Here is a 23,099-nt window from a genome sequence, read left to right as displayed (position 1 = left end):
ACAAGAAATAATTTAAAATACTATATGTCGAATACAAACACAATTAATAATATGAATTTTAAGCATGTAAGCTACCTTTGGGATGAAGCTAAGGCAGCCGCATTAGCAGGTGATGAAGTAGCGCTTTTTATTTATCGTTCTAACTTGTTAGGGGCTGATTTAAGATTGACCAATTATGGAGGTGGAAACACTTCTGTGAAAATTACAGACAAAGATCCTCTTACGGGAGAATCTTCTGAAGTAATGTGGATTAAAGGTTCTGGCGGTGATATTGGAACGTTGACAAAATCTGGTTGTGCAGCTTTGTATTTGGACAGACTTCGTAACCTTGAAAATGTTTACAGAGGTATTGAGTTTGAAGATGAAATGGTAGAATTGTTCAACCACTGTATTTTTGATTTAGCTTCTAAAGCACCTTCTATTGATACGCCTTTACATGGTTTTCTTCCGTTCAAACATATCGATCATTTACATCCAGATGCGGCAATTGCTATTGCTGCTGCGAAAGATGGAAAGAAAATCACAGAAGAATTATTTAACGGAGAAATTGGCTGGGTAGGCTGGCAGCGTCCAGGATTTGATCTTGGTCTTCAGTTGAGAGCTTGTTTGGAAGAAGCAGAAAAAAACGGTAAAAAACTACGCGGAATCATGTTAGGTTCTCATGGTTTATTTACTTGGGGAGATACTGCGTTTGATAGTTATATCAATACGCTGGAAGTAATCGAGAAATGTGCTTCTTACTTAGAAGATAATTACGGAAAGAAACGTCCAGTTTTTGGAGGTAAAAAAATAGAAAGTCTTCCAGAAGAAGACCGTAAATTAAAAGCAGCAAAAGTAGCGCCAATCTTAAGAGGTTTCTGTTCGTCAGAGCGTCAGATGATTGGACATTATACAGACGATGTAAGAGTTTTGGAATTCATTAATTCTAATGATCTTTCAAAATTAGCTCCATTAGGAACATCTTGTCCAGATCACTTTTTGAGAACTAAAATCAGTCCATTGGTTTTAGAATTAGATCCAAACGAAGATTTATCTGATGTTGCCGCTGTAAAAGCAAAATTAGCTCCTGCATTTGAGGCTTACCGTGCCATGTACAAAGACTATTATAATGCATGTAAAAAATCAAACTCGCCCGCAATGCGTGATCCAAATCCAGTTGTGATTTTATATCCTGGAGTTGGAATGTTCACTTTTGCTAAAGATAAAACAATGGCGCGTTTGGCATCTGAATATTATATCAATGCAGTAAACGTAATGAAAGGCGCTGAAGCAGTTTCAGAATATACTTCTTTACCGCACCAAGAAGCTTTTGATATTGAATATTGGTTGCTAGAAGAAGCAAAATTGCAGCGTATGCCAAAACCAAAAGCATTGTCTGGAAGAGTAGCTTTAATCACAGGTTCTGCGGGCGGAATTGGTAAAGCTATCGCTAAAAAATTCGCTCAAGAAGGTGCTTGTGTCGTAATTAATGATATTAATGAAGAGCGTTTGCAAGGCGCATCTGATGAATTTATTAAAGCTTTTGGTAAAGATGCCGTTTCTAGCACTTTATTGAATGTTACAGACGAAGTAAGCACAGAAAAAGCATTAGACGAAGCTTGTTTAGCTTTTGGAGGCGTTGACATTGTAGTGAATAATGCTGGAATCAGTATTTCTAAATCTATTGCAGAACATACTCTTGAAGAGTGGGATAGATTATATGATATCTTGGTAAAAGGACAATTTATTGTTTCTAAAGCAGGAATCGAAGTAATGCGCAAGCAAGGTTTTGGAGGAGATATTGTAAATATCGTTTCTAAAAACGCTGTTGTTGCTGGTCCGAATAATCCTGGTTATGGATCGGCTAAAGCAGCGCAAGCGCACTTAACACGTTTAATGGCTGCAGAACTTGGAGCTGATAAAATTCGTGTCAATACAGTAAATCCTGATGCCGTAATTTCAGACTCTAATATTTGGTCTGGCGGATGGGCAGAAGGTCGTGCAAAAGCATACGGAGTTACAGTTGAAGAACTTCCGGCTTACTATGCAAAACGTACGCTATTAAATGAAATCATATTGCCAGATGATATTGCTAACGCTTGTTATGCTTTTGTTGGAGGTTTACTTGGTAAATCTACAGGAAACGCATTAAACGTAGACGGTGGCGTAGCCATGGGCTTTTATAGATAAAGATTGTTTAGGTTTTTTATATAAGTTTGTTTAAGCAAAAGTGGTTTTTTGTGGTCTAGCGTTCGAATTCTTTCGAACGTTAGATTTTTTTAGACTATAACAATTTGCTTTACAAAAGAAAACGTAACAAAAAAGTGAAGTAAAACCAGAGTTTAGTTGCTATAAAATTTTTAAGTTGAAAAATAGTAAGCACATGGAAATTATAGTACGCGGATGACACAGATTTGCTATCGCGAAGACGCGGAAAAAGACGAATTTTTTTATTTCACGCAGATTTATATAGATTTAAGCAGATCTAACAGATTTTAATTTTTAGATGATTAAAAAAAGATTTGCGTTATCTGCTAAAATCCTTTTTAAATCTGCGTGAAACCAGAAAATAAAATCTGCGTCAATCAGCGTCTTCGCGATAGCGAATCCGTAAAATCAGCGTCAAAAATTTCGGGATTATGTTGTTAAAAAAATATACTAGAAATATAAAAGTTATATCTTGTAGACTCTATTAAAATATCAATAACTATGTTAATCGGATCAAACCACATCGAATCTCATAACGAAGATTTAATCAAAAAACACCAGAATAAATTAGTTTTTACAGCTTCAGAAATTAATGATACAGAAGCGATTATTCAAAAATTAATCGATTTTCAAATTGCAATTCCATCTTGGGCTTTAGGAACAGGAGGAACAAGATTTGGACGTTTCGCTGGAGGAGGAGAACCTCGTTCTTTAGAAGAAAAAATTGAAGATGTTGGTTTGCTTCACAAATTAAACAATGCTTCAGGAGCCATTTCACTTCATATTCCGTGGGATATCCCGACTGATTATAAAGCAATCAGAACACTTGCAAATCAGCATGGGTTAAAATTCGATGCTATGAACTCGAATACTTTTCAAGATCAAGCAAGCTCTGAGCACACTTATAAATACGGTTCTTTACAAAATGTAAACAAAGCGGTTCGCAAACAAGCAATTGCTCATAATATTGAAGTTATTAAACACGGAATCGAATTAGGTTCTGAGTCTTTAACTATTTGGCTAGCTGACGGTTCTAACTTCCCTGGGCAGTTAAACTTCAGAAAAGCATATCAAAATACTTTAGAAAGTTTAGAGGAAATCTACGATGCATTGCCTTCAAACTGGAAATTATTTTTAGAATACAAATGTGCTGAGCCTAACTTTTATTCTACGACTGTAGCAGATTGGGGGCAGTCTTATTCGTATGTTAAAAAGTTAGGCGACAAAGCGCAGACTTTAGTCGATTTAGGGCACCATCTTCCAAACGCTAATATTGAGCAGATTGTTTCTTTATTATTGATGGAAAACAAATTAGGAGGTTTCCACTTTAATGATTCAAAATATGGTGATGACGATTTAACGGCGGGAGCATTAAAACCATATCAATTATTCTTGATTTTCAATGAATTGGTTGAGGGAATGGATGCCAGAGGAATGAATCACGCCAAAGATTTAGGCTGGATGATCGACGCTTCTCATAACATCAAAGATCCATTAGAAGATTTATTGCAGTCTGTTGAGGCAATTATGATTGCTTACGCACAAGCACTTTCTGTAGATAGAAAAGCATTGGAACAAGCACAAGAAGAAAATGATGTGGTAAAAGCACAAGAAATTCTTCAAAATGCTTTCCGTACAGATGTTCGTGCATTAGTTGCCGAAGCTCGTCTTCGTTCTGGAGCGGCTTTAAATCCTGTAGCATTATACCGTTCGATTCAAGTAAGACAAAATCTTATCGAAGAAAGAGGTTTAAAAACAATGGCCACTGGGTTGTAGTTATAAGTTATGAATTATGAGTTATAAGTCGAGTCTTTTTGTGTTTTGTACTAAAAACATAAAAAGACTTAGCTTAAACATAAAAAAATCATAATTCAAGAACTCATAACTTATAACTCATAACTCATAATTAAAAAAATGAATGTAGTTGCGATTTTTGATATTGGTAAAACAAACAAAAAGGTTTTTTTATTTAACGAAAATTATAAAATTGTCTGGGAGAAATCGGTTAATCTGGAAGAAACTACGGACGAAGACGGATTTCCGTGTGAAGATATCGAAGTACTTAAAAATTGGATTTTAGATCGATTATCTGAAATAAAAGAGCTTAAAGATTATGTTTTAAAAGCTATCAATTTTAGCACTTACGGCGCCAGTTTTGTTTATATAGACGAAAACGGAAAAGTTTTAACTCCTCTGTATAATTATCTAAAAGATTATCCAGAGGATTTAAAAGCTAATTTCTATGAAAAATATAAAGGAGAGAAGAAGTTTGCTATAAAAACAGCTTCTCCAGTTTTGGGCAGTTTAAATTCGGGAATGCAGATTTACCGATTGAAAGAAGAAAAACCCGAAATTTTTGAAAAAGTAAAATACTGCTTGCACTTGCCGCAGTTTTTAAGTTTTCTTTTAACGAATGAAGCCTATGCAGATATTACCAGTATTGGCTGTCATACCAATTTGTGGAATTTCAAAAAAATGAAATATCATAAATGGCTGAAAGAAGAGGGGATTTCAGATAAAATACCACCAATTCATTTTGGAAAAGATGTCATTATGACTCGCGATAATCTGGCAATTGGAGTTGGTCTTCACGATAGTTCATCGGCCATTATTCCGTATACAATCAATTTTACAGAACCTTTTGTATTGTTGTCTACAGGAACTTGGAGTATTTCTTTAAATCCATTCAATAATAAGCCTTTAACTTTTGACGAATCGCAAAACGATTGTCTGTGTTATATGCAGTACACAGAGAAACCCGTAAAAGCGGCACGATTATTTGCAGGAAACGAACACGAAGTGCAGACCAAACGTTTGGCGCAGCATTTTAATGTTCCGGTTGATACCTACAAAGAGGTTTATTTTGACAAGAAGATTGTAGCCAATTTGCGAGCGCTTAATTATCAAATTTTTTATCCTAAGAAATATAATTTTGATATACTGAAAGAATGCCCTTTTCAAAAAAGAGATCTTTCACATTATAAAAATTACGAAACAGCCTATCACCAATTAATGCTTGATTTGGTAGAACAGCAAGTTTTTTCTACCAATTTGGTAATTCATAATAGTCCTGTAAAAAAGATTTTTGTGGATGGAGGTTTCAGTAAAAATTCAATTTATATGAATTTATTGGCAGAAGCTTTTCCAGATATTGAAGTCTATGCAGCTTCGATGGCGCAGGCGAGTGCTTTGGGGGCAGCTTTGGCTATTCACGATAATTGGAATCCGAAACCAATTCAGAACGATTTAATTGACTTGAAATTCTATAAACATTAGGTAAAAACGATCTGTATGTTGTAAATTTGCTGAGAAACGTATTTTTTACATTTTTACAGTACACGCCAAAATGAACAACACACTAAATACTACAACATGAAAATTGGACTTTTTATACCTTGTTATGTCGACCAATTTTATCCTAAAGTAGGAATCGCAACCTACGAATTACTACAAAAATTAGGTTGTGACGTCGAATTTCCGATGGGGCAAACTTGCTGCGGACAGCCAATGGCTAATAGCGGTTATGCACATTTAACAAAAGGATGCGACGCCAATTTTATTGCCAATTTTTCTGGATTTGATTATATAGTTTGTCCTTCTGGAAGTTGTGTTTTGCATGTAAAAGACCATTTGCATGACGAAAAACAAGAAGAGAAGGCAATAGCAATTCGAAATACGGTTTACGAACTTACTGAGTTTATAACCGACGTTTTAAAAATTGACCACATTGACGGTAGATTTCCTTTTAAAGTGGGAATGCACGTGAGCTGTCACGGTCAGCGCGGATTAAAGCTTTCGCAAATGTCTGAATTAAATGCGCCATTTTTCTCGAAACCAGAACAACTATTACACAATATTGAAGGTCTTGATTTGGTTGCTTTAACGAGAAAAGATGAATGCTGTGGTTTTGGAGGAACGTTCTGCGTTACCGAAGAAGCGGTTTCTGTAAAAATGGGACAAGATCGCATTAAAGATCACGAAAGTCATGATGTGGATTATATTACAGGTGGAGATATGTCTTGCTTAATGCATTTGGATGGAATTTTAAAAAGGCAAAAAAGCAGAATCAAAACCATTCACATTGCTGAAATATTAAATTCACTCGAAAACTAAAAATAGATGTTGAGTATTTAACTGCAAAGTGCACAAAGAAAAACCGCAAAGCACGCTAAGATTAAAAATTAGCTTTGCTCCCGATAGCTATCGGGATTGCGTAAAACCTTGCGAACTTTGCAGTTAAATAAATCATTATAAACATTTCAAAATTGACTTTTAAATAGTTAAAAATGTCATCAGAAAAAATAATACCGCACAGCGAAGCCGCAGCAAAGTTCAATAAAGACGTAGAGCGTGTCAATTGGCATGATGAAACGCTATGGTTTGTGCGTGCTAAAAGAGATAAATCAGCACATCAAATTGAAGATTGGGAACTGTTGCGTGAAACCGCTTCTCAAATTAAATTTAATGTGCTTTCTAATATTCATGATTATTTAGTTGAATTTGAAGCGAATGCTCAACGAAACGGAATAATTGTACATTGGGCAGCTGATGCCAAAGAGCACAACGAAATTGTGCATTCTATCATGGCTAAACATGATGTAAAGCAAATGGTGAAATCCAAATCGATGCTTACAGAAGAATGCCATTTAAATGATTATTTAGCCGAAAAAGGAATTGAAGTAATCGATTCTGATTTAGGTGAATATATCGTGCAGCTTCGAAAAGAACCACCGAGTCATATTGTACTTCCGGCCATTCACTTAAAAAAGGAAGACGTAAGCGAAACTTTCCACGAACATTTGGGTACCGAAAAAGGAAATTTTAATCCGCAGTATTTGACAGAATCTGCTCGCCATAGTTTGAGAAATACTTTCTTGACTAGAAAAGTAGCTTTAACCGGAGTCAATTTTGCGGTTGCCGAAACAGGGGAATTTGTGGTTTGTACCAATGAAGGGAATGCCGATATGGGCGCGCATTTGGCAGACGTTCATATCGCTTGTATGGGATTCGAGAAACTAATTCCGAAAAGAGAACATTTAGGCGTTTTCTTGAGATTATTGGCAAGAAGCGCAACAGGTCAGCCTATTACAACTTTTTCAAGCCATTTCAAGAAGCCAAGAGACGGAAAAGAAATGCATATCGTAATTGTAGACAACGGAAGAAGCACACAATTAGGAAGAGAAGATTTTAGAAATTCGCTAAAATGTATTCGTTGTGGAGCGTGTATGAACACTTGTCCTGTTTATAGACGAAGCGGCGGTCATAGTTATCATAATGCGGTTGCAGGACCAATTGGTTCTATTTTGGCACCAAACTTAGACATGAGCAAAAATGCCGATCTGCCTTTTGCCAGTACACTTTGCGGTTCCTGTACCAATGTTTGTCCTGTAAAAATTGATATTCACGATCAATTGTACAAATGGCGTCAGGTTTTGGTAAAAGAAGGGCATACACCAACAGCCAAAACGGTTGCAATGAAAACGATGGCGACGGTATTGGCAAATCCAACGGTTTTTAATATTGCTGGAAAATCGGGAAGATTTGTAATGAAGAACGTTCCAGGAATGGTCAAAAATAAAATGAATAAATGGTACGATCAGCGCGAAATGCCAGATGTTCCAGAAGAGTCTTTTAGAGAATGGTACAAGAAAAATTCGAAAGAATCTAAAAATAGAAAGAATGAGTAGTAAAGGCGAAATTTTAAAAAGAATAAAACTGAATCAGCCTAATAAGGTTGCAGAACTGCCTGATCTAAATCTTTTAGGTTCCGAACAATTTGATGTATTAGAAACCTACAAAACAGTTTTAAAAGGAATTGGAGGCGATCCTGTAGAAGTTGCTGATTATAATGAAATTATCAATTACATTAAATCCAATTATGATCTGGAGAAACGATTAATTACAACGCTTCCAGAACTTTCTGAGATTGCTTCGTTAGATTGGAAAACAGTAGATCCGCATTCGCTTCAAGATGTGGAACTAACGGTTGTAAAAGCACATTTTGGAGTAGCAGAAAACAGCGGACTTTGGGTAACGGATGCTATTTTAGGACAGCGTGTTGCACCTTTTATTGCGCAGTATTTAGCGATTATCGTTCATAAAAAAGATCTTATGCCAACAATGCAGCAAGCCTATCAGAGAATTGGAAACATGGAATACGGTTTTGGAACTTTCATCGCAGGTCCGTCAAAAACAGCCGATATTGAGCAATCTTTGGTTCTTGGTGCACATGGAGCAAGAGGGTTGATTGTATTTTTATTGGATTAAGAAAACAAATAAAAAATATAAAATAGTGAATGCAGAAAGGGTAACTTTTCTGCATTTTTTATTTTCATTTATAAGTGATTGATCATACGAGAAATAAAAAAAAATCAGCTTGGTACGTTTTTTTTATTATTTTTAAAGTGTATAACTTACACTTAACCACACTTGCAATGAAAATCAAAAACTTATGTACAATGGCGATAGGAATATTTTTTCTGTCTACATTATCAAATGCTCAAACCAAAGCATTTCAAAAAGAAGAATTCAAACAATGGGCTCAAACTCCTCCAATGGGATGGAATAGCTGGGATTGTTACGGACCAACAGTTGAAGAACACGAAGTAAAAGCCAACGCCGATTATATGGCAAAAGAACTGAAGAAATTTGGCTGGGAATATATCGTAGTCGACATTCGTTGGTTTGTAGAAAACGACAAAGCAGGAGGCTATAACCAGACCGATCCGCGTTACGTAATTGATCAATATGGGAGATATCTGCCAGCAGTTAACCGATTTCCTTCAGCAAAAGACGGCCAAGGTTTTAAGCCTTTAGCAGATTACATTCATAAAAAAGGATTAAAATTCGGAATTCATATCATGCGTGGCATTCCTAAAAAAGCAGTTGAAGATAAACTGCCCATAAAAGGAGCAAATGGAATTACAGCAGATCAGGTTTATACCACCTCTTTACAATGCGAATGGCTGAGAGACAACTATACCGTTGTGGCAGACAAACCCGGAGCGCAGGAATATTATGATTCTATTTTTGAATTATATGCAAAATGGGGAGTAGATTTTATTAAAATTGATGATTTGTCAAGACCGTATCATGAAGCTGAAATCAATTTAATTAGAAATGCGATTGACAAATGCGGACGCAAAATTGTATTAAGCACATCGCCAGGAGAAACGCCAATTTCAGCTGCCGCTCACGTAAGCAATCATGCCAATATGTGGCGAATGGTTGATGATGTTTGGGATACATGGCCACACATTACGCACTTAATGGATGTAGCGCAAAAATGGTATCCGTACATTGCACCAGGAACATGGCCAGACTGCGATATGATTCCGCTAGGACGCATTTCGGTAAGGGGAGAAAGAGGCGAGGATAGAATGACGCGTTTAACCAAAGACGAACAATATACTTTAATTACATTTTTCAATATCTTCAAATCGCCATTGTTTTTTGGAGGAGATTTACCAAGTAATGATGCTTTTACCTTATCATTATTAACGAATAAAGAGGTCGTAAAAATGCATAACGATAGCAGCGATGTAAAACAGCTTTTTCAGAAAGAAGGAAAAATTGCTGTGACATCAAAAAATACCAAAGATGGCAGTGTTTATCTGGCTTTGTTCAATATCTCAGATAATGCTTCGCAAAAAGTTTCCGTAAATCTTTCCGATTTAGGAATTTCTACTTCAGCCGAAGTTTTAAATATGTGGACCGGTGAGAAATCAAAAGTAACTTCAAAAGAAATAACAGCCGATTTAAAGCCTCACAGCTCAGTTTTATATCAGTTAAAAAATAAAAAATAAGCATCAGATTATTAAAATAAAAAAGCGGTTCCTATGAATTAGAAACCGCTTTTTTATTTTTAATATATGTTTTATTTAAGCCGTTTGATCATCTATAGTTGCATCAGGAGCATTTTTCTTTACCGATTCGATTCCGTTTTCTCTAGCAGATACACTTTCGTACATTTCGCTTGAACCAATAATTTGACCATTTCCAGCTTTTAAATTGAAATAAGGTTTACCGTTACTAGATTCTTTTCTATCATAACGATTATCATCTCCCGCGTTGGTTTTAACAGATTCAATACCATTGTTGCAGGCCGCTTTTGTAGTATAGCCTTCACTTGTTAAAATGGTTTGGCCATTACCAGCTTTTAGATTGAACTGGAACTCTCCATTAGCTCTAGTAGTAATTACAAATTTTCCCATGTAGTTTATTATTAAAGTTAGGTAATATTTATTTTGCTATAGATAAAAATACAAAACTTAGTAATATAAATCATACGTCAATTTGAAAAAATAATTATGTTAACAATAACAATTTGTTTTTGTTCAAGAACTTAAAAGATCAAGATTAGATTCCTAAGCGAAAATCAGAAACACTTTTTTCTTCTAGATTAATCTCTTCAAAAATACTCTGCGTTCCTTTGTCTACAGGGCATTGAGTACTAATTCCCATCCAGATTTTTTTAGGATAATTGTTTTTGTATAAACGAACCATTTGCCAATTCTTTTTATCTAACGAATAATAACTGGCAACTGTTTTTGTGTCAGAAGAAATTTTCATGTAAACAAAAGGCTGTTTTACAATATCGTGATTGTTATCATCAGAAGTACCCATTGTTCGAACCGTTACAACTCGATGATTGCCTCTTTCATCTTGTTCGAAACAAAATTTTTGATAAAAGCTATCATTCACATAAATATATAAGACACCAGCATTATACAAACCTTTTTCTGTAAACTCAGGCGTAACTTTCGCGGTAAGCGTAAAAGGTTTTGTATTGTCTACTTCAGATAAAAGCATTGGCGCTGTTGTATTCGACAATTTCCCGTCTGGATCAGAAAAATAATCAAATTTTTCGCCAGCTTTAAAAATGACTTTTTCGTTAGCTTCGGTTTTAATTAGCGTATCGGCGCCGTTTATCGCTTTTGTAAAATGTATAGAAGATAATTTAATGTCGCAAGGAGAACCGTTTACAAATGCAGAATCTGTTTTGGTTTCTTCTTTCATGGCTGTTTTTGCAGTTTCGTTTTTAGTATTGCAACTCGTTAAAGCAGAAAGACCAAGAAGGATAATGGCGTGGTAAAAAAATGTTTTCATAGATTATTTTTTTGGGATAGAAAGTGATATTTTTAGTTTTCCAAAAATAGAATGGCTTCAATAAAGAGGCAATACCTAAAATTAACCAATTATACTTTCTAATGCTTCAAAATTCTTCAATAGAAAACCAATTAATGACTACGTTTTTAGAACAAAAATTTGAAATTGGAGAATCAAATGATATCGAAATGTACAAACAATTTGTTATCAATTATGTCAAAATAGAGCAATGTGTAGCCGTTTTATCCGATTATCAATCCGATAAAAGTTATATTTATGCCGGAAGTTTCGGCTCTATTTTCGGGCTTCCAGATGAAAATGCTGTAATTGATTCTGCTTTTGAAGAATGTATTTTTACTAAAATCAATTCAGACGATTTGGTTGAACGTCATGTTTTAGAACTCAATTTTTATCAGTTTTTAAAAGAAATTCCAAAAGAAGAATACAGTAATTACAGTACTTTGAGCCGTTTGAGAATGAAAGATTCTAACGATAAAATTACGTATATAAATCACCGTACAATTTATTTGAACACATTTAATAACGGAAGTATCTCTCTTGCATTGTGTTTATATCTGCCATCAACAGATTTGCAGCCTCGAACTGGAATTGACGGAAAAATTTTTAATATTCAAACAGGCGAGGTAATCGAACCAGAAAAGTATAAAAACAATACAGAAAATATACTTTCAAAAAGAGAAATAGAAGTTTTGACGAGTGTAGCAAAAGGAAATAAAAGCGAACAAATTGCGACAGAAATGCATATTTCGGTTTACACTGTAAGACGCCACAGACAAAATATTATTGAAAAATTAAAAGTAACCAATACCGCAGAGGCCGTACAGACTGCTATTATTATGGGAGTGATATCGCTGTAGATTTTAAGTTTAAAATCGACACAAAAGTAAGAATATTCCTTATATTTGAAGAAAAAAAATATTATGAGAAAAATAATTATTCTTGCTTTTGCATCAGCTCTTATAGCATCTTGTAATTCTAAAAATAGTAAAGATGAAAATAATTCTGTTTTGACAGATACTATAGCTAGTAATGAAAAAAACGAACCAGATGATACTATTTCTGTTTTTGAAGGAACGCTGCCATGTGCAGATTGTGAAGGAATAGAAACGGTTCTAAAAATTGATGTTGCAGATAATACATTTCAATTATCTAGTACATACAAAGGGAAACAGCCTGAAAAAAAACTTTAAAGAAATGGGTAATATCAATACCGAAAGAGGTTTAGAGAAAGATCCTGATGGAACAATCTATATTTTAAACTGGGATAAACCAGAAAAAGATCAGGTTTATTACGGTTATTACAGTAAAAATCCCGAAAAACTATATCTGCTAGACAGAAACAAAAAAATAATAAAGTCTAAGCTGAATTATTTTTTAGAATTAAATGAATAAAATAATTTAGGCAGTTTAAATAAGACTTTTCAAAAAAAATATTACAAACTTAAATGACTTTGCAGTCTTTAAGTTTGTAATATTTTTTTACTTTTAGGCTAATAAAAAGTATCATCAATATTAAGTTTCTATTGATGAAGAAGTATCTATGAAAGAAATCAACGAAATTCTTAAAGCCTATTCGCAAGCAAAATCCGAAGGAAAAAAAACAGCTCTAGCAACGGTCGTTAAAGTTGAAGGTTCGTCATATCGACAACCTGGCGCTCGCATGCTGGTTACAGAAGATGGAGAATTGACCGGTGCAATAAGTGGTGGTTGTTTGGAAGGCGACGCGTTACGAAAAGCACTTCTTTCAATCCATCAAAAACAAAATAAATTAGTTACTTACAATACGAATAACGAAGATGATGCAGAAGTGGGTTTACAGCTCGGATGCAACGGAATCGTTCATATTCTTTTTGAATATATTGATGAAGAGATTTCGAATAATCCAATTCAGCTTTTGCAGCAATTGGAATTAGAAAGAAAAGAAGCTGTAATTGTAACCGTTTTTTCTTTGAAAAGAAATGCTTTTCAGATTGGAACAACTTTGTTTTTTAGAAAAGACAGTCCTGTTTTAAATCATAATAACGAGGTTTTAAATTTAATTTCGGATGTAAAAGAAGTGCTGAAAACTAAAACTTCTGTAGTGAAAAAACTTCAGGAAGAAAACGACAACGAAGCTTTAATCGAATACATAAAACCTTCTATTTCGCTTGTAATTGCTGGTGCAGGAAACGATATTCAGCCTATAGTAAAAATGACTTCAATTTTAGGCTGGAAAATTACTATTGGCGAAGGACGCGCAACACATGCAACTAAAAAACGGTTTCCTAAAGCCGATCAAGTTTCGGTGGTAAATCCAGAACAATTTTTAGAGAATATTGTTATTGACGATCAGACCTATTTTGCTTTGATGACGCACAATTACAAATATGATTTAGCTGTTTTAAAAGCGCTGCTAAAAACCGATTTTCATTATATCGGAATTTTAGGTCCGAAGTCAAAATTCAACCGAATGATAGACGATCTTTTGATCGAAGGAATAACAGTAAGCGAAGAGCAGATGAAAAGAATTCATACTCCAATTGGACTCGATATTGGCGCAGAAACATCTGAAGAAATTGCTTTATCGATTGTTTCGGAAATAAAAGCGGTAGCTTCAGAAAGAATAGGAACTTCGCTGAAATATAAAGAAGGCAAAATACATGATGAAATTCATTATGGAGAATAGATTTCAAAATAAAACAGGCATTATTATTTTGGCCGCTGGTAATTCTTCCAGATTAGGCAGACCCAAACAATTGCTGGAATATAAAGAATCAACTTTGTTGAAAAACACCGTTTCAGAAGCTTTGAAGGTTGAAAATTCATTTGTTATAGTCGTGATAGGTTCAAACCATGATTTAATCGAAAAAGAGCTTAATTTACCCGAAGTCACATTTGCATTTAATTCTGACTGGGAAAACGGAATGTCTTCTTCAATTGCAAAAGGAATAAAGGAATTATTGCTTCTAAATCCAGATTGTGAGCAATGTATTTTAGCAGTTTGCGATCAGCCTTTTGTGACAAATGCTGTTTTTGAAAATTTAATTATTCAAGCCAATAAAACAAAAAAAGGAATTGCCGCTTCATCATACTCTGAAACTTTAGGAACGCCAGTTTTATTTCATAAAAAATACTTTCAAGAACTTCTGGAGTTAAAAGGGCAGGAAGGCGCTAAAAAACTCATTAAAAAGCATACAGAAAATGTAGTTTCAGTTCTTTTTGAAAAAGGGAATATTGATATTGATACAGAGGAGGATTATTTTAAGTTGATTTCTTGAAGAAAGGGACAAGGGACAAAGTTGCAGAGTGACAAAGTTTTTTTACACAGCTTTTCTAGATCCAGTTTGTCATCCTGACGAAGGAAGGATCGCACTAGAAACTCCATAAAGTAAATCCTCAATCTTTGTCGGCTCCCGCGTGTGATCCTTCCTTCGTCAGGATGACAAAAATAACCTTTGCGTTTCCGCGACTTTGCGAGATTAAAAAAGTAAAACTTAGTGTCTTAGCGTCTTCGTGGCAAACTGCCTAGCGAGACTCAAAACACTCTCAATAGCAATATCAATTTCCTCAGAAGTAGTAAATCTTCCCAAACTAAAACGAATCGAACTCAAAGCCTCTTCATCAGACAAGCCCATTGCTTTTAAAACGTGAGAAGGCTTAGAAGTAACTGCAGAGCAAGAAGCGCCATTCGAAACGGAAATATTTCCCAAAGCCAGAATCAGTTGTTCTGAATTCACGCCTGGAAAACAAATATTAGAAGTATTGTAAATTCGGTTTTCTGTATTTCCATTTACAAAAGAACCTTCAAATTGTAATAAACCTTTTTCAAGTTTGTCTCGTAATAGAGAAATTCTATTTTGATCTTTTTCTAATTCATTTACAGCAATTTCCGATGCTTTTCCTAAACCTATAATTCCGGGAACATTTAGCGTTCCGCTTCGTAATTTTCTTTGTTGTCCGCCTCCAAGAATTTGAGAAGACAATTTTATTTTGGCTTTCGCCGAAACATACAAAGCGCCAACGCCTTTCGGACCGTAAAATTTATGTGCGGATAAAGTCAAAAGATCAATTCCGAGTTTTTTTACATCAACAGGAATTTTTCCAACCGCCTGCGTAGCATCACACATAAAAAGTACATTTTTGGCTTTCAATATTTTAGAAATTGTACTGATATTTTGTATGACACCAGTTTCATTATTAGAAAACATTCCGATGAAAACCAGAGTTTTATCTGTGATTATTTCTTCTAAAAGTCGAAGGCTCAAAAGTCCGTGGAAATCAGTAGGAAGATAAGTTACTTCAAAACCAATGCTTTCCATAAAGTGACAGGTTTCCAGAACCGCGTTATGTTCGGTCTGAATGGTGACGATATGTTTTCGGTCCTGATCGGCTAAACCTTTAATTGCGAGATTAATTGCCTCAGTCGCGCCCGAAGTAAATATGATTTCTTCTGCATCGGCATTTATTAAATCTGCCGTTTGCCATGCTGCGTTTTCAATAGCTTCTTTTACCGTTAATCCCGCTAAATGTGTTCCTGTTGAATTTGCATACAAATCAGTAAAATACGGAAGCATTGCATTCAAAACTCGTTTATCAACACGTGTTGTGGCATTGTTATCAAGGTAAATGATTTTTTGTTGTAGCATAATTTGGGCTTAGTTCAGTAAAAATACAATTTCAGAATTAATCTACTTGAAAAAAATTAACCGCAAAGGCGCAAAGGGTTTTCGCAAAGAACGCAAAATTTTAATGTGTATAATTTTTGTTTCTCGCAGATTTTGCAGATCTAAACAGATTTTTTATTTATTTCTATCAAAAAGAATCTGTGTAAATCTTTTCATCGTATTCAAAATCTGCATTATCTGCCAAATCTGCGAGAGAAAAATAACTTAGCGAACTTTGCGAAAACCCTTTGCGCTCTTTGCGGTTAAAAAAAAGAAAGAAATTGTAATTATTCTAAATAAGAGTAATGTTTGAATTTTATAATTTTTTCTTACATAAGATCGCTAAATTTGTTAGAATGACAAAAGCGAATTTGCTAATTTAACAAATAGATTGAATGGCTTCTAAAAAAACAAATCAGAATAAAGTAACACCCGAAGATTCCAATTCGCGTCGTGACTTTATAAAGAAATCAGGACTTTTTACCGCCCTTGCCCTGACGCCGCCTTCATTGGTTATGGCTACAGAAAAGAAATGGGATGAAAAAATAGCGGAATATTTAGAAACAGTACCGCTTTCTATTGAAGTAAATGGCACAAAACACAATCTAAATATTGAGCCAAGAACTACGTTATTGGATTTGCTTCGCGAACAGTTACAGCTTACTGGAACCAAAAAAGGATGTGACCACGGACAATGTGGTGCGTGTACGGTGCACGTAAATGGAACTAGAATTTTGTCGTGTCTGTCTTTGGCAACGATGCAGCAAAACGCACAGGTAACTACGATTGAAGGACTTTCGAAAGGAAAAAAACTGCACCCAATGCAGGAAGCTTTTATCAAACACGATGGTTTTCAGTGCGGCTATTGCACTCCTGGACAAATCATGTCTGGAATTGCTTGTATCAAAGAAGGCCATGCAAATAGCAGAGAAGAAATCAGTGAATATATGAGTGGTAACATTTGTAGATGCGGTGCTTATCATAACATTGTTGACGCCATAACGGAAGTGAAGGAAGGAGGGAAGGAAATATGAAAAACTTTCAGATAATTAAAGCTTTGTCGTCTTCTTCGGCAATTACAGGAAAAGCCAAAGATGATTCTTCTATGTTTATTGCGGGAGGAACAAATCTGGTGGATTTGATGAAGAAGAATATTGTCGCTCCAGATAAATTGGTTGACATTAACGGATTAGACTTAAAGAAAATAGAGTTCTTAAAAGGAAAAGTTTCGATTGGTGCATTGGCAAAAAATAGTCAGGTTGCCGAAGATGCTTCTATTAAAGAGAAATATCCTTTATTAGCGTTAGCATTAGCTGCTGGAGCTTCTCAGCAAATTCGTCACATGGCGACCGTTGGAGGTAATATGCTGCAGAAAACGAGATGCTCTTATTATTACAACACCGATATGCCTTGCAACAAACGAGTACCAAAAAGCGGATGCGGTGCGATTGGAGGTTCTAACCGAATGGCAGCTGTTTTTGGAACTTCGGATAGTTGTATTGCCGTTCACCCAAGTGATATGTGTGTGGCTTTGGCGGCGCTCGATGCAACAGTTTTGGTAGAAGGTCCAAAAGGAAAACGAGAAATTAAGTTTACTGATTTTCATAAACTTCCTGGAAATACACCAGAAAAAGACAATACACTTGACAGCAGAGAATTGATTACTGCTGTTGAAATTCCAGATAATAATTTTACTAAAAATGTGCATTATCTTAAAGTGCGTGACAGGACGAGTTATGCTTTTGCATTAGTGTCTGTTGCTGTGGCTTTAGATGTAAAAAATAATACCATAAATGATGTCAGATTGGCTATGGGAGGTGTGGCACATAAACCATGGCGATTGACTGAAACAGAAAAATTCCTGAAAGGAAAAACAGTTTCTGAAGATCTATTTAAACAAGCAGGCCATTTGTCTATGAAAGGTGCAAAAGGATTCGGGGATAATAATTTTAAAATAACGCTTGGAGAGAATGCAGTAGCAGAAGCACTTACAATAGCAGCATCAAAATAATTAAATTATGAGCAAGACAAGTAATATTAATAGAGTTGACGGATTTGCTAAAGTAACGGGTTCAGCAACTTATTCGGCAGAATATAAAACAGCAGGCGTTGTTTATGCCTGTTTGGTAGGAAGTACGATTGCGAAAGGAAGAATTAAAACCATTGATACTAAAAAAGCGGAATGGGCGCCAGGAGTTTTGGCTGTAATTACGCATTTAAATGTGGATAAACCTGCTGGCTACGAAAAAGCAAAAGACAAGCATAATTTTGGTCAGCCCTTGCAGATTTTCAAGGATGATTCGGTTTTGTATTACGATCAGCCCATTGCTCTGGTTATTGCCGATACTTTTGAGCGTATGCGATATGCGGCGAGTTTAATTAAAGCCGATTATTTTAAAGAAGAACATTCGACAGAACTTAAAAAAGCAGCTGAAAAGGAAAAGAAAGTCGAAACCGATAAAGGAAATGATTACCATCGCGGAGAACATGATGGTTATAAAAATGCTGAGGTTGTTCTAGAAACCGAATATACGATTCCAACCGAGGTGCATAACCCGATGGAACTGGCAAATATTATAGCCAAATGGGACGGAAATAAACCCATTTTATATACCAAAAGTCAGGGTGTCGAGGGAACGCGTAAAAGTGTTGCCGGAGTTTTTGGAGTGCCTGTCGAAGATGTTGAGGTTCACGCCGAATATCTTGGAGGCGCTTTCGGAATGGGATTGCATACTTGGCCGTATGAAATAGCGGCTTTAATTGGAGCCAAAAAACTAAATCGTCCAGTTAAATTAGTACTGCATCGCGAACAGATGTTTACCAATGTTGGTTTCAGGCCTTACACGATTCAGAAAATGGGGCTTGGGGCAACTAAAGATGGAAAACTGACTGGATTAACGCATGAAGCGGTTGCAATGACTTCAAGCTATGAGGATTTTATGGAAGGTACCGTAAACATGTCCCGATTTATTTATGATTGTGCCAATGTTTCGACACGTTATAGAATTGTGCCTTTGGATACTTGCACACCAATCTGGATGCGTGGACCGGGAGAGGCGACAGGCTCTTTTGCCTTAGAAAGCGCAATGGACGAATTGGCTTATAAATTAAACCTAGATCCGATTGAATTCAGAAAACGCAATTATGCTGAAAAAGATCAGGAACAAAATAAACCTTGGAGCAGTAAATTTCTTTTAGAATGCTACGAAGCTGGAATGGAACGCATAGGCTGGAAAAACCGTAAAAATGAACCGGGTTCTGTTAAAGAAGGAAACTGGCTAGTGGGTTACGGAATGGGAACTGGAACTTTCGGCTGTTATCGAAGCCCAACTTCTGTAAAGGCAAAATTTTTGGCTAATGGAGATTTGGTATTGCAATGCAGTGTAAATGATATGGGACCAGGAACGGCAACTATGATGACTGCTATTGGAGCTGAAGTAATTGGTTTGCCATCTGAAAATGTAGTTATCGAAATGGGAAAAAGCGGATTGCCAAAAGGCCCAACGCAAGGTGGTTCGGCAACGACTTCGTCTGTTGGTTCTGCTGTTCATGATGCTTGTAATTTATTGGTGAATAAAATAATTGAATTGGGAAGTAAAAATTCTGCTTTAAAAGGAATCGCTCTCACAGATTTAACTTTTGAAAATGGTGCAGTTTCTTCTAAAAAAGACAAATCTAAATCGGTTACATTAGCGGCGCTCTTAAGCAGTAATAAATTAGAAGATTTTGAAGTAGAAAATCTTTCTAAAGCCGCAGAAGAAGCAAAGAAATATTCGATTTATTCGTTTTCGGTTCATTTTGTAAAAGTATTAGTGAATCCGAATTTGGGTAAGATAAGATTGGCTCATGTTGTGTCTTGTGCCGATATTGGAACCGTAATCAGTCAGAAAACTTCTGCTGGACAAATGTTCGGTGGAGCAGTAGGAGGAATCGGAATGGGATTGATGGAAGCATTAGAAATCGATCATCGTTTTGGCCGTCCAATCAACAATAATTTTGCTGATTATCATGTTCCTGTAAATGCAGATATAGAAAAACAAGAAGTGTTCTTCGTTAATAAAAAAGACCCAATCAGTAACCCAATGGGAACAAAAGGTTTAGGAGAAACAGCTTTAGTTGGAATGGCACCAGCAATTGCAAATGCCGTTTTTAATGCAACTGGAAAACGTGTTAGAGATTTACCAATTACATTAGATAAAATTATTGAGACCGTAAAGGTTTAAGCATAAAAAACAATTACAATAATCCCTTTGAGAATAAGATCTTAAAGGGATTATTTTGTGTTATGAAAGTCTTGAAAAGCAGAAGAGCAACAAAGTTTTTTTAGACAGATTATTACACAATCTTGTCATTTCGACGAAGGAGAAATCTTCGTAAGCAGCTCCTCAATAATAAGCCAATCTTTGTAGAGTTTCTTGTGGAGATTTCTCCTTCGTCGAAATGACAAAAATGAGTTTACTTTGCCTAAAAAAAATCATCTCTGGTTTCGCTAGATTAATAAAGCTTTGAGAGCTTATGTAAATCGGCTCTTTGTGCTTAAATAAAAAAAGTCGCAAAGCTTAAAAAAACTTTGCGACTTTGTGCCTTCGTGGCATATATCATTAAAACTTATTTAATCGTAATTGGTAATTCAACAGTTGTTTTATCCCATCCAATAACAAGATTTGTTACATTGCCTTGAGTTGTAAATGCAATAGATAAAGCTTCGATTGTTTCGCTTACAGATTTAACTGGAACAGAAACTCTTACAACGTCTTTGCTTTCATCATAAGCATAACCACCCCATAAATCCAATTCTTTATTGATAATGATCGTCCATTTATCTTTTTCTGGAATAGCAAATAAACTGTAATATCCTGCATGAACTTTTTTACCGCCAATAGTTACATCTTTGTAGAATTTAATCTCTGTATTTTCATTAGCACCAACTCTCCAGATTTCTCCAAACTTTACAACATCGCCAAAAATAGTTCTTCCTTTTGCAGAAGGTCTTGCGTAAGTAACTTTGATAATCGGATTTGGATTATCTGTTTTTTTGAATTTAACCGCCTTGTTTGGGAAATAAGAAATATCAACAGGGCTGTTGTCTAATGGAGCAAATTTCACCACTTCTTGTGCCTGAACTGTAAAGGCAGCAAACAATGTAACTGCCAGTAAATAAATTTTTTTCATAGGATTACAATTTTTAGAATAACTACAAAGTAAGTTAATAATGAAGAAAAATCATATAATTTACAGTTTGTTTTTTGTTAATGAATTGGTAATGACGAATTAATTCTGAAACTCCTTTTTCTTTTTAGCATACCAATCCTGCATAATGTAAAAAGCTTTTTTCTTTTCACCATCATTTGAAATTAAACCTTTACGATTGTAACCGTCCTGAATACCTGGAAGCAATCTTTTCGGAGATCTAAAATCAACCAAAATCCACGGACTTGTTCCGCTTAAGTGAGGAATCTTTTCAATCATTTTTAGATTCTGAATGTATAAATATTCCTGGTATTCCTCCGTCCAACGTTCGTTTTTCTCTCCATGAAAGCCCGCTTTTGCATCGCCTCCAAATTCAGAAACGAAAACAGGTTTGTTGTATGGCGTAGTCCAGAATGTTTTTTCAGCATTTTCTAAGTTACCGCCGTACCAGCCTAAATATTGGTTGAAAGCAATAATGTCAAGTGATTTTCCAATTTCGTCGTCAATCTTTCCGTTATGCGTTAATAAAGCGGCGCTAATTAACCTTGTATTATCCAATGATTTTGTATGATTGACCAAATTCGTGATAAAAGTATTTCGAGCGTCAGAAACTGGAGTTTCATTTGCCATAGACCAGATCACAATACTGGCTCTATTTTTATCTCTCGTAATAGCAGCCGTTAATTGATCTTGGGCATTTTGATACGTATTTTTATTAGTAAATTCAACAGTCCAGTAAACTGGGATTTCTTCCCAAACCATTAATCCCATTTTATCAGCTTCTCTAACCATGTTTTCGTTATGCGGATAATGTGCCAGACGAACATAATTACAACCTAATTCTTTTGCCCAATTTAGTAAACGCAGCGCATCTTCTTCAGAATTAGCACGTCCGCCTTTTGCATTTTCTTCGTGAATAGAGATTCCTCTTAAAAAGACTGCTTTTCCGTTTAATAAGATTTTATCACCTTGCGTTTCAATTGTTCTGAAACCAATTTTGTCGTTTAATTTTTTTCCGTTAAAGTCAACAATAACATCATATAATTTCGGATTTTCTGGCGACCAATAAGAAATCTTTTTCGTTGGGATTTCAAAGTTTAGAATTCCCTGAGCATCTGCTTTTCCTTTGTAATTGATTTTTAATTCAGGAATAGCAATCGAAATCTGATTTTTTGATGGATCTAAATTATTAATCTTGATGAATCCCGAAATAACATTCGCATTACCTTTTTTCAGCTGAATAGTGTAATCTTCTACAAAAGATGCTTCTTCTTCAATTAAAGTTACATCGCGCGTGATTCCGCCATAATTCCACCAATCTGTATTCACAGTCGGAACATCTTCTTTATGGCGCGTATTATCAACTTTTATAACCAAATAATTGCCTTTGGGCTGAACAATAGAAGTCACTTCGTAATTAAATGGCGTAAAACCACCTTCGTGAGTTCCTAGTTTCTTTCCGTTCAAATAAACATCAGCTTTGTAATTGATAGCTCCCAAATATAAAAACAAACGTTTGTTGGCTGCTAAATTGTAATCGAAAGACTTTTTAAACCATACATTTCCTTCATAATATTTCAGTTCTGTAACCTGCGAATTCCAATCGCCAGGAATAGTAATTGTTGGCGATTTATCAAAATCATATTCTACCAATTCCTGTTTGTTTTGAGCATGATAATTCGTGAAAAATGCTCCTTTTGCTGGTTTTTCCTGTTTATCGTATTGGTCAAGGTGAAAGCTGTAAAAGCCAGTTTGGTACGGATCAATTATGTAATTCCAAATTCCGTTTAAAGAAGTAGTATTTCGGTTTGACACGTTAGAAATTAAACCTTGTGATTGTCCAATTGCGAACGACGTCAGGAATAATAATGTTAGAATTTTTTTCATTGTAAATTTGTTTATTATGTATTTTGCCACAAAGGCGCTAAGGCACAAAGATTTTTTCATTCG

Annotated in this window: 20 protein-coding genes; 15 read left to right on the top strand and 5 right to left on the bottom strand. The window is 35.3% G+C overall.

The features are described 5' to 3' along the window. Nucleotides 1-24 precede the first annotated feature (24 nt). The 7 genes from QLQ95_RS23455 (at nt 25) to QLQ95_RS23425 (ending at nt 9,992) form a co-directional block, all read left to right on the top strand. A complete protein-coding gene (locus QLQ95_RS23455; protein ID WP_482501937.1) occupies nt 25-2,169 on the top strand; it encodes a bifunctional aldolase/short-chain dehydrogenase in 2,145 nt (714 codons plus the stop codon). A gap of 519 nt (nt 2,170-2,688) precedes the next feature. Beyond that, nucleotides 2,689-3,963, top strand: a complete 1,275-nt coding sequence (locus tag QLQ95_RS23450; protein ID WP_095930772.1) for a sugar isomerase — start codon at nt 2,689-2,691, stop codon at nt 3,961-3,963. A gap of 138 nt (nt 3,964-4,101) precedes the next feature. Continuing rightward, nucleotides 4,102-5,463, top strand: coding sequence for an FGGY-family carbohydrate kinase (locus QLQ95_RS23445; protein WP_482501936.1), 1,362 nt, complete (start codon nt 4,102-4,104; stop codon nt 5,461-5,463). A 96-nt stretch (nt 5,464-5,559) separates the two neighbouring features. Continuing rightward, nucleotides 5,560-6,300: a (Fe-S)-binding protein gene (locus QLQ95_RS23440; protein WP_095930770.1), complete on the top strand. Its 741-nt coding sequence runs from the start codon at nt 5,560-5,562 to the stop codon at nt 6,298-6,300. A 173-nt stretch (nt 6,301-6,473) separates the two neighbouring features. Then, nucleotides 6,474-7,874 carry a lactate utilization protein B gene (locus QLQ95_RS23435; protein ID WP_482501935.1) on the top strand — a complete coding sequence of 467 codons (1,401 nt, stop codon included), beginning with the start codon at nt 6,474-6,476 and terminating at the stop codon, nt 7,872-7,874. Beyond that, on the top strand, nt 7,867-8,454 hold the full coding sequence (locus QLQ95_RS23430) for a LutC/YkgG family protein (RefSeq protein ID WP_482501934.1): 588 nt from the start codon (nt 7,867-7,869) through the stop codon (nt 8,452-8,454). Before QLQ95_RS23435 ends, QLQ95_RS23430 begins: the two co-directional genes overlap by 8 nt. A gap of 167 nt (nt 8,455-8,621) precedes the next feature. Next, nucleotides 8,622-9,992: a glycoside hydrolase family 27 protein gene (locus QLQ95_RS23425; protein ID WP_482501933.1), complete on the top strand. Its 1,371-nt coding sequence runs from the start codon at nt 8,622-8,624 to the stop codon at nt 9,990-9,992. A gap of 75 nt (nt 9,993-10,067) precedes the next feature. Here the strand turns inward: QLQ95_RS23425 and QLQ95_RS23420 are convergent, their stop codons facing one another. Both QLQ95_RS23420 and QLQ95_RS23415 read right to left on the bottom strand, forming a co-directional pair. Next, nucleotides 10,068-10,400, bottom strand: a complete 333-nt coding sequence (locus tag QLQ95_RS23420) for a YegP family protein (protein ID WP_095930765.1) — start codon at nt 10,398-10,400, stop codon at nt 10,068-10,070. Between the two features lie 145 nt (nt 10,401-10,545). Beyond that, complete coding sequence (locus QLQ95_RS23415) at nt 10,546-11,295, bottom strand: DUF1349 domain-containing protein (protein WP_482501932.1); 750 nt, start codon at nt 11,293-11,295, stop codon at nt 10,546-10,548. 134 nt (nt 11,296-11,429) lie between these two features. Between QLQ95_RS23415 and QLQ95_RS23410 the strand changes: the two genes are divergently transcribed. From QLQ95_RS23410 to QLQ95_RS23390, 5 genes are all read left to right on the top strand, one after another. Continuing rightward, complete coding sequence (locus QLQ95_RS23410) at nt 11,430-12,173, top strand: response regulator transcription factor (protein ID WP_320493754.1); 744 nt, start codon at nt 11,430-11,432, stop codon at nt 12,171-12,173. Nucleotides 12,174-12,236: 63 nt separating this feature from the next. Continuing rightward, the gene (locus QLQ95_RS23405) at nt 12,237-12,506 is read left to right on the top strand and encodes a copper resistance protein NlpE N-terminal domain-containing protein (protein WP_482501931.1); all 270 of its coding nucleotides are present in this window, start codon (nt 12,237-12,239) and stop codon (nt 12,504-12,506) included. Nucleotides 12,507-12,510: 4 nt separating this feature from the next. Beyond that, on the top strand, nt 12,511-12,708 hold the full coding sequence (locus tag QLQ95_RS23400) for a hypothetical protein (RefSeq protein ID WP_482501930.1): 198 nt from the start codon (nt 12,511-12,513) through the stop codon (nt 12,706-12,708). 148 nt (nt 12,709-12,856) lie between these two features. After that, complete coding sequence (locus QLQ95_RS23395; RefSeq protein ID WP_095930761.1) at nt 12,857-13,981, top strand: XdhC family protein; 1,125 nt, start codon at nt 12,857-12,859, stop codon at nt 13,979-13,981. Then, entirely contained in the window at nt 13,956-14,573 is a 618-nt protein-coding gene (locus tag QLQ95_RS23390) for a nucleotidyltransferase family protein (RefSeq protein ID WP_253251849.1), read from the top strand. The genes QLQ95_RS23395 and QLQ95_RS23390 overlap by 26 nt, the downstream gene beginning before the upstream one ends. A gap of 216 nt (nt 14,574-14,789) precedes the next feature. Here the strand turns inward: QLQ95_RS23390 and QLQ95_RS23385 are convergent, their stop codons facing one another. Next, entirely contained in the window at nt 14,790-15,941 is a 1,152-nt protein-coding gene (locus QLQ95_RS23385; RefSeq protein ID WP_095930759.1) for a cysteine desulfurase family protein, read from the bottom strand. A gap of 413 nt (nt 15,942-16,354) precedes the next feature. On the opposite strand from QLQ95_RS23385, the gene QLQ95_RS23380 reads away from it, so the two are divergent. Genes QLQ95_RS23380 through QLQ95_RS23370 form a run of 3 tightly spaced genes read left to right on the top strand, consistent with a single transcriptional unit; the run spans nt 16,355 to nt 20,182 of the window. Further along, a complete protein-coding gene (locus QLQ95_RS23380) occupies nt 16,355-16,993 on the top strand; it encodes a 2Fe-2S iron-sulfur cluster-binding protein (RefSeq protein ID WP_095930758.1) in 639 nt (212 codons plus the stop codon). Next, a complete protein-coding gene (locus QLQ95_RS23375) occupies nt 16,990-17,970 on the top strand; it encodes an FAD binding domain-containing protein (RefSeq protein WP_095930757.1) in 981 nt (326 codons plus the stop codon). Before QLQ95_RS23380 ends, QLQ95_RS23375 begins: the two co-directional genes overlap by 4 nt. Before the next feature lie 7 nt (nt 17,971-17,977). Continuing rightward, a complete protein-coding gene (locus QLQ95_RS23370) occupies nt 17,978-20,182 on the top strand; it encodes a xanthine dehydrogenase family protein molybdopterin-binding subunit (protein WP_482501929.1) in 2,205 nt (734 codons plus the stop codon). Nucleotides 20,183-20,567: 385 nt separating this feature from the next. Here QLQ95_RS23370 and QLQ95_RS23365 read toward each other — a convergent pair whose 3' ends face one another. After that, nucleotides 20,568-21,131 (bottom strand): DUF2911 domain-containing protein, encoded by a 564-nt coding sequence (locus tag QLQ95_RS23365; protein WP_482501928.1) that lies wholly within the window; start codon nt 21,129-21,131, stop codon nt 20,568-20,570. A gap of 99 nt (nt 21,132-21,230) precedes the next feature. Next, nucleotides 21,231-23,036, bottom strand: a complete 1,806-nt coding sequence (locus QLQ95_RS23360) for a glycoside hydrolase family 2 protein (RefSeq protein ID WP_482501927.1) — start codon at nt 23,034-23,036, stop codon at nt 21,231-21,233. Between the last annotated feature and the right edge of the window lie 63 nt (nt 23,037-23,099).

The sequence above is a fragment of the Flavobacterium sp. B330r genome, from assembly GCF_056824325.1.
This window is presented reverse-complemented; position numbering and strand designations above follow the sequence as displayed.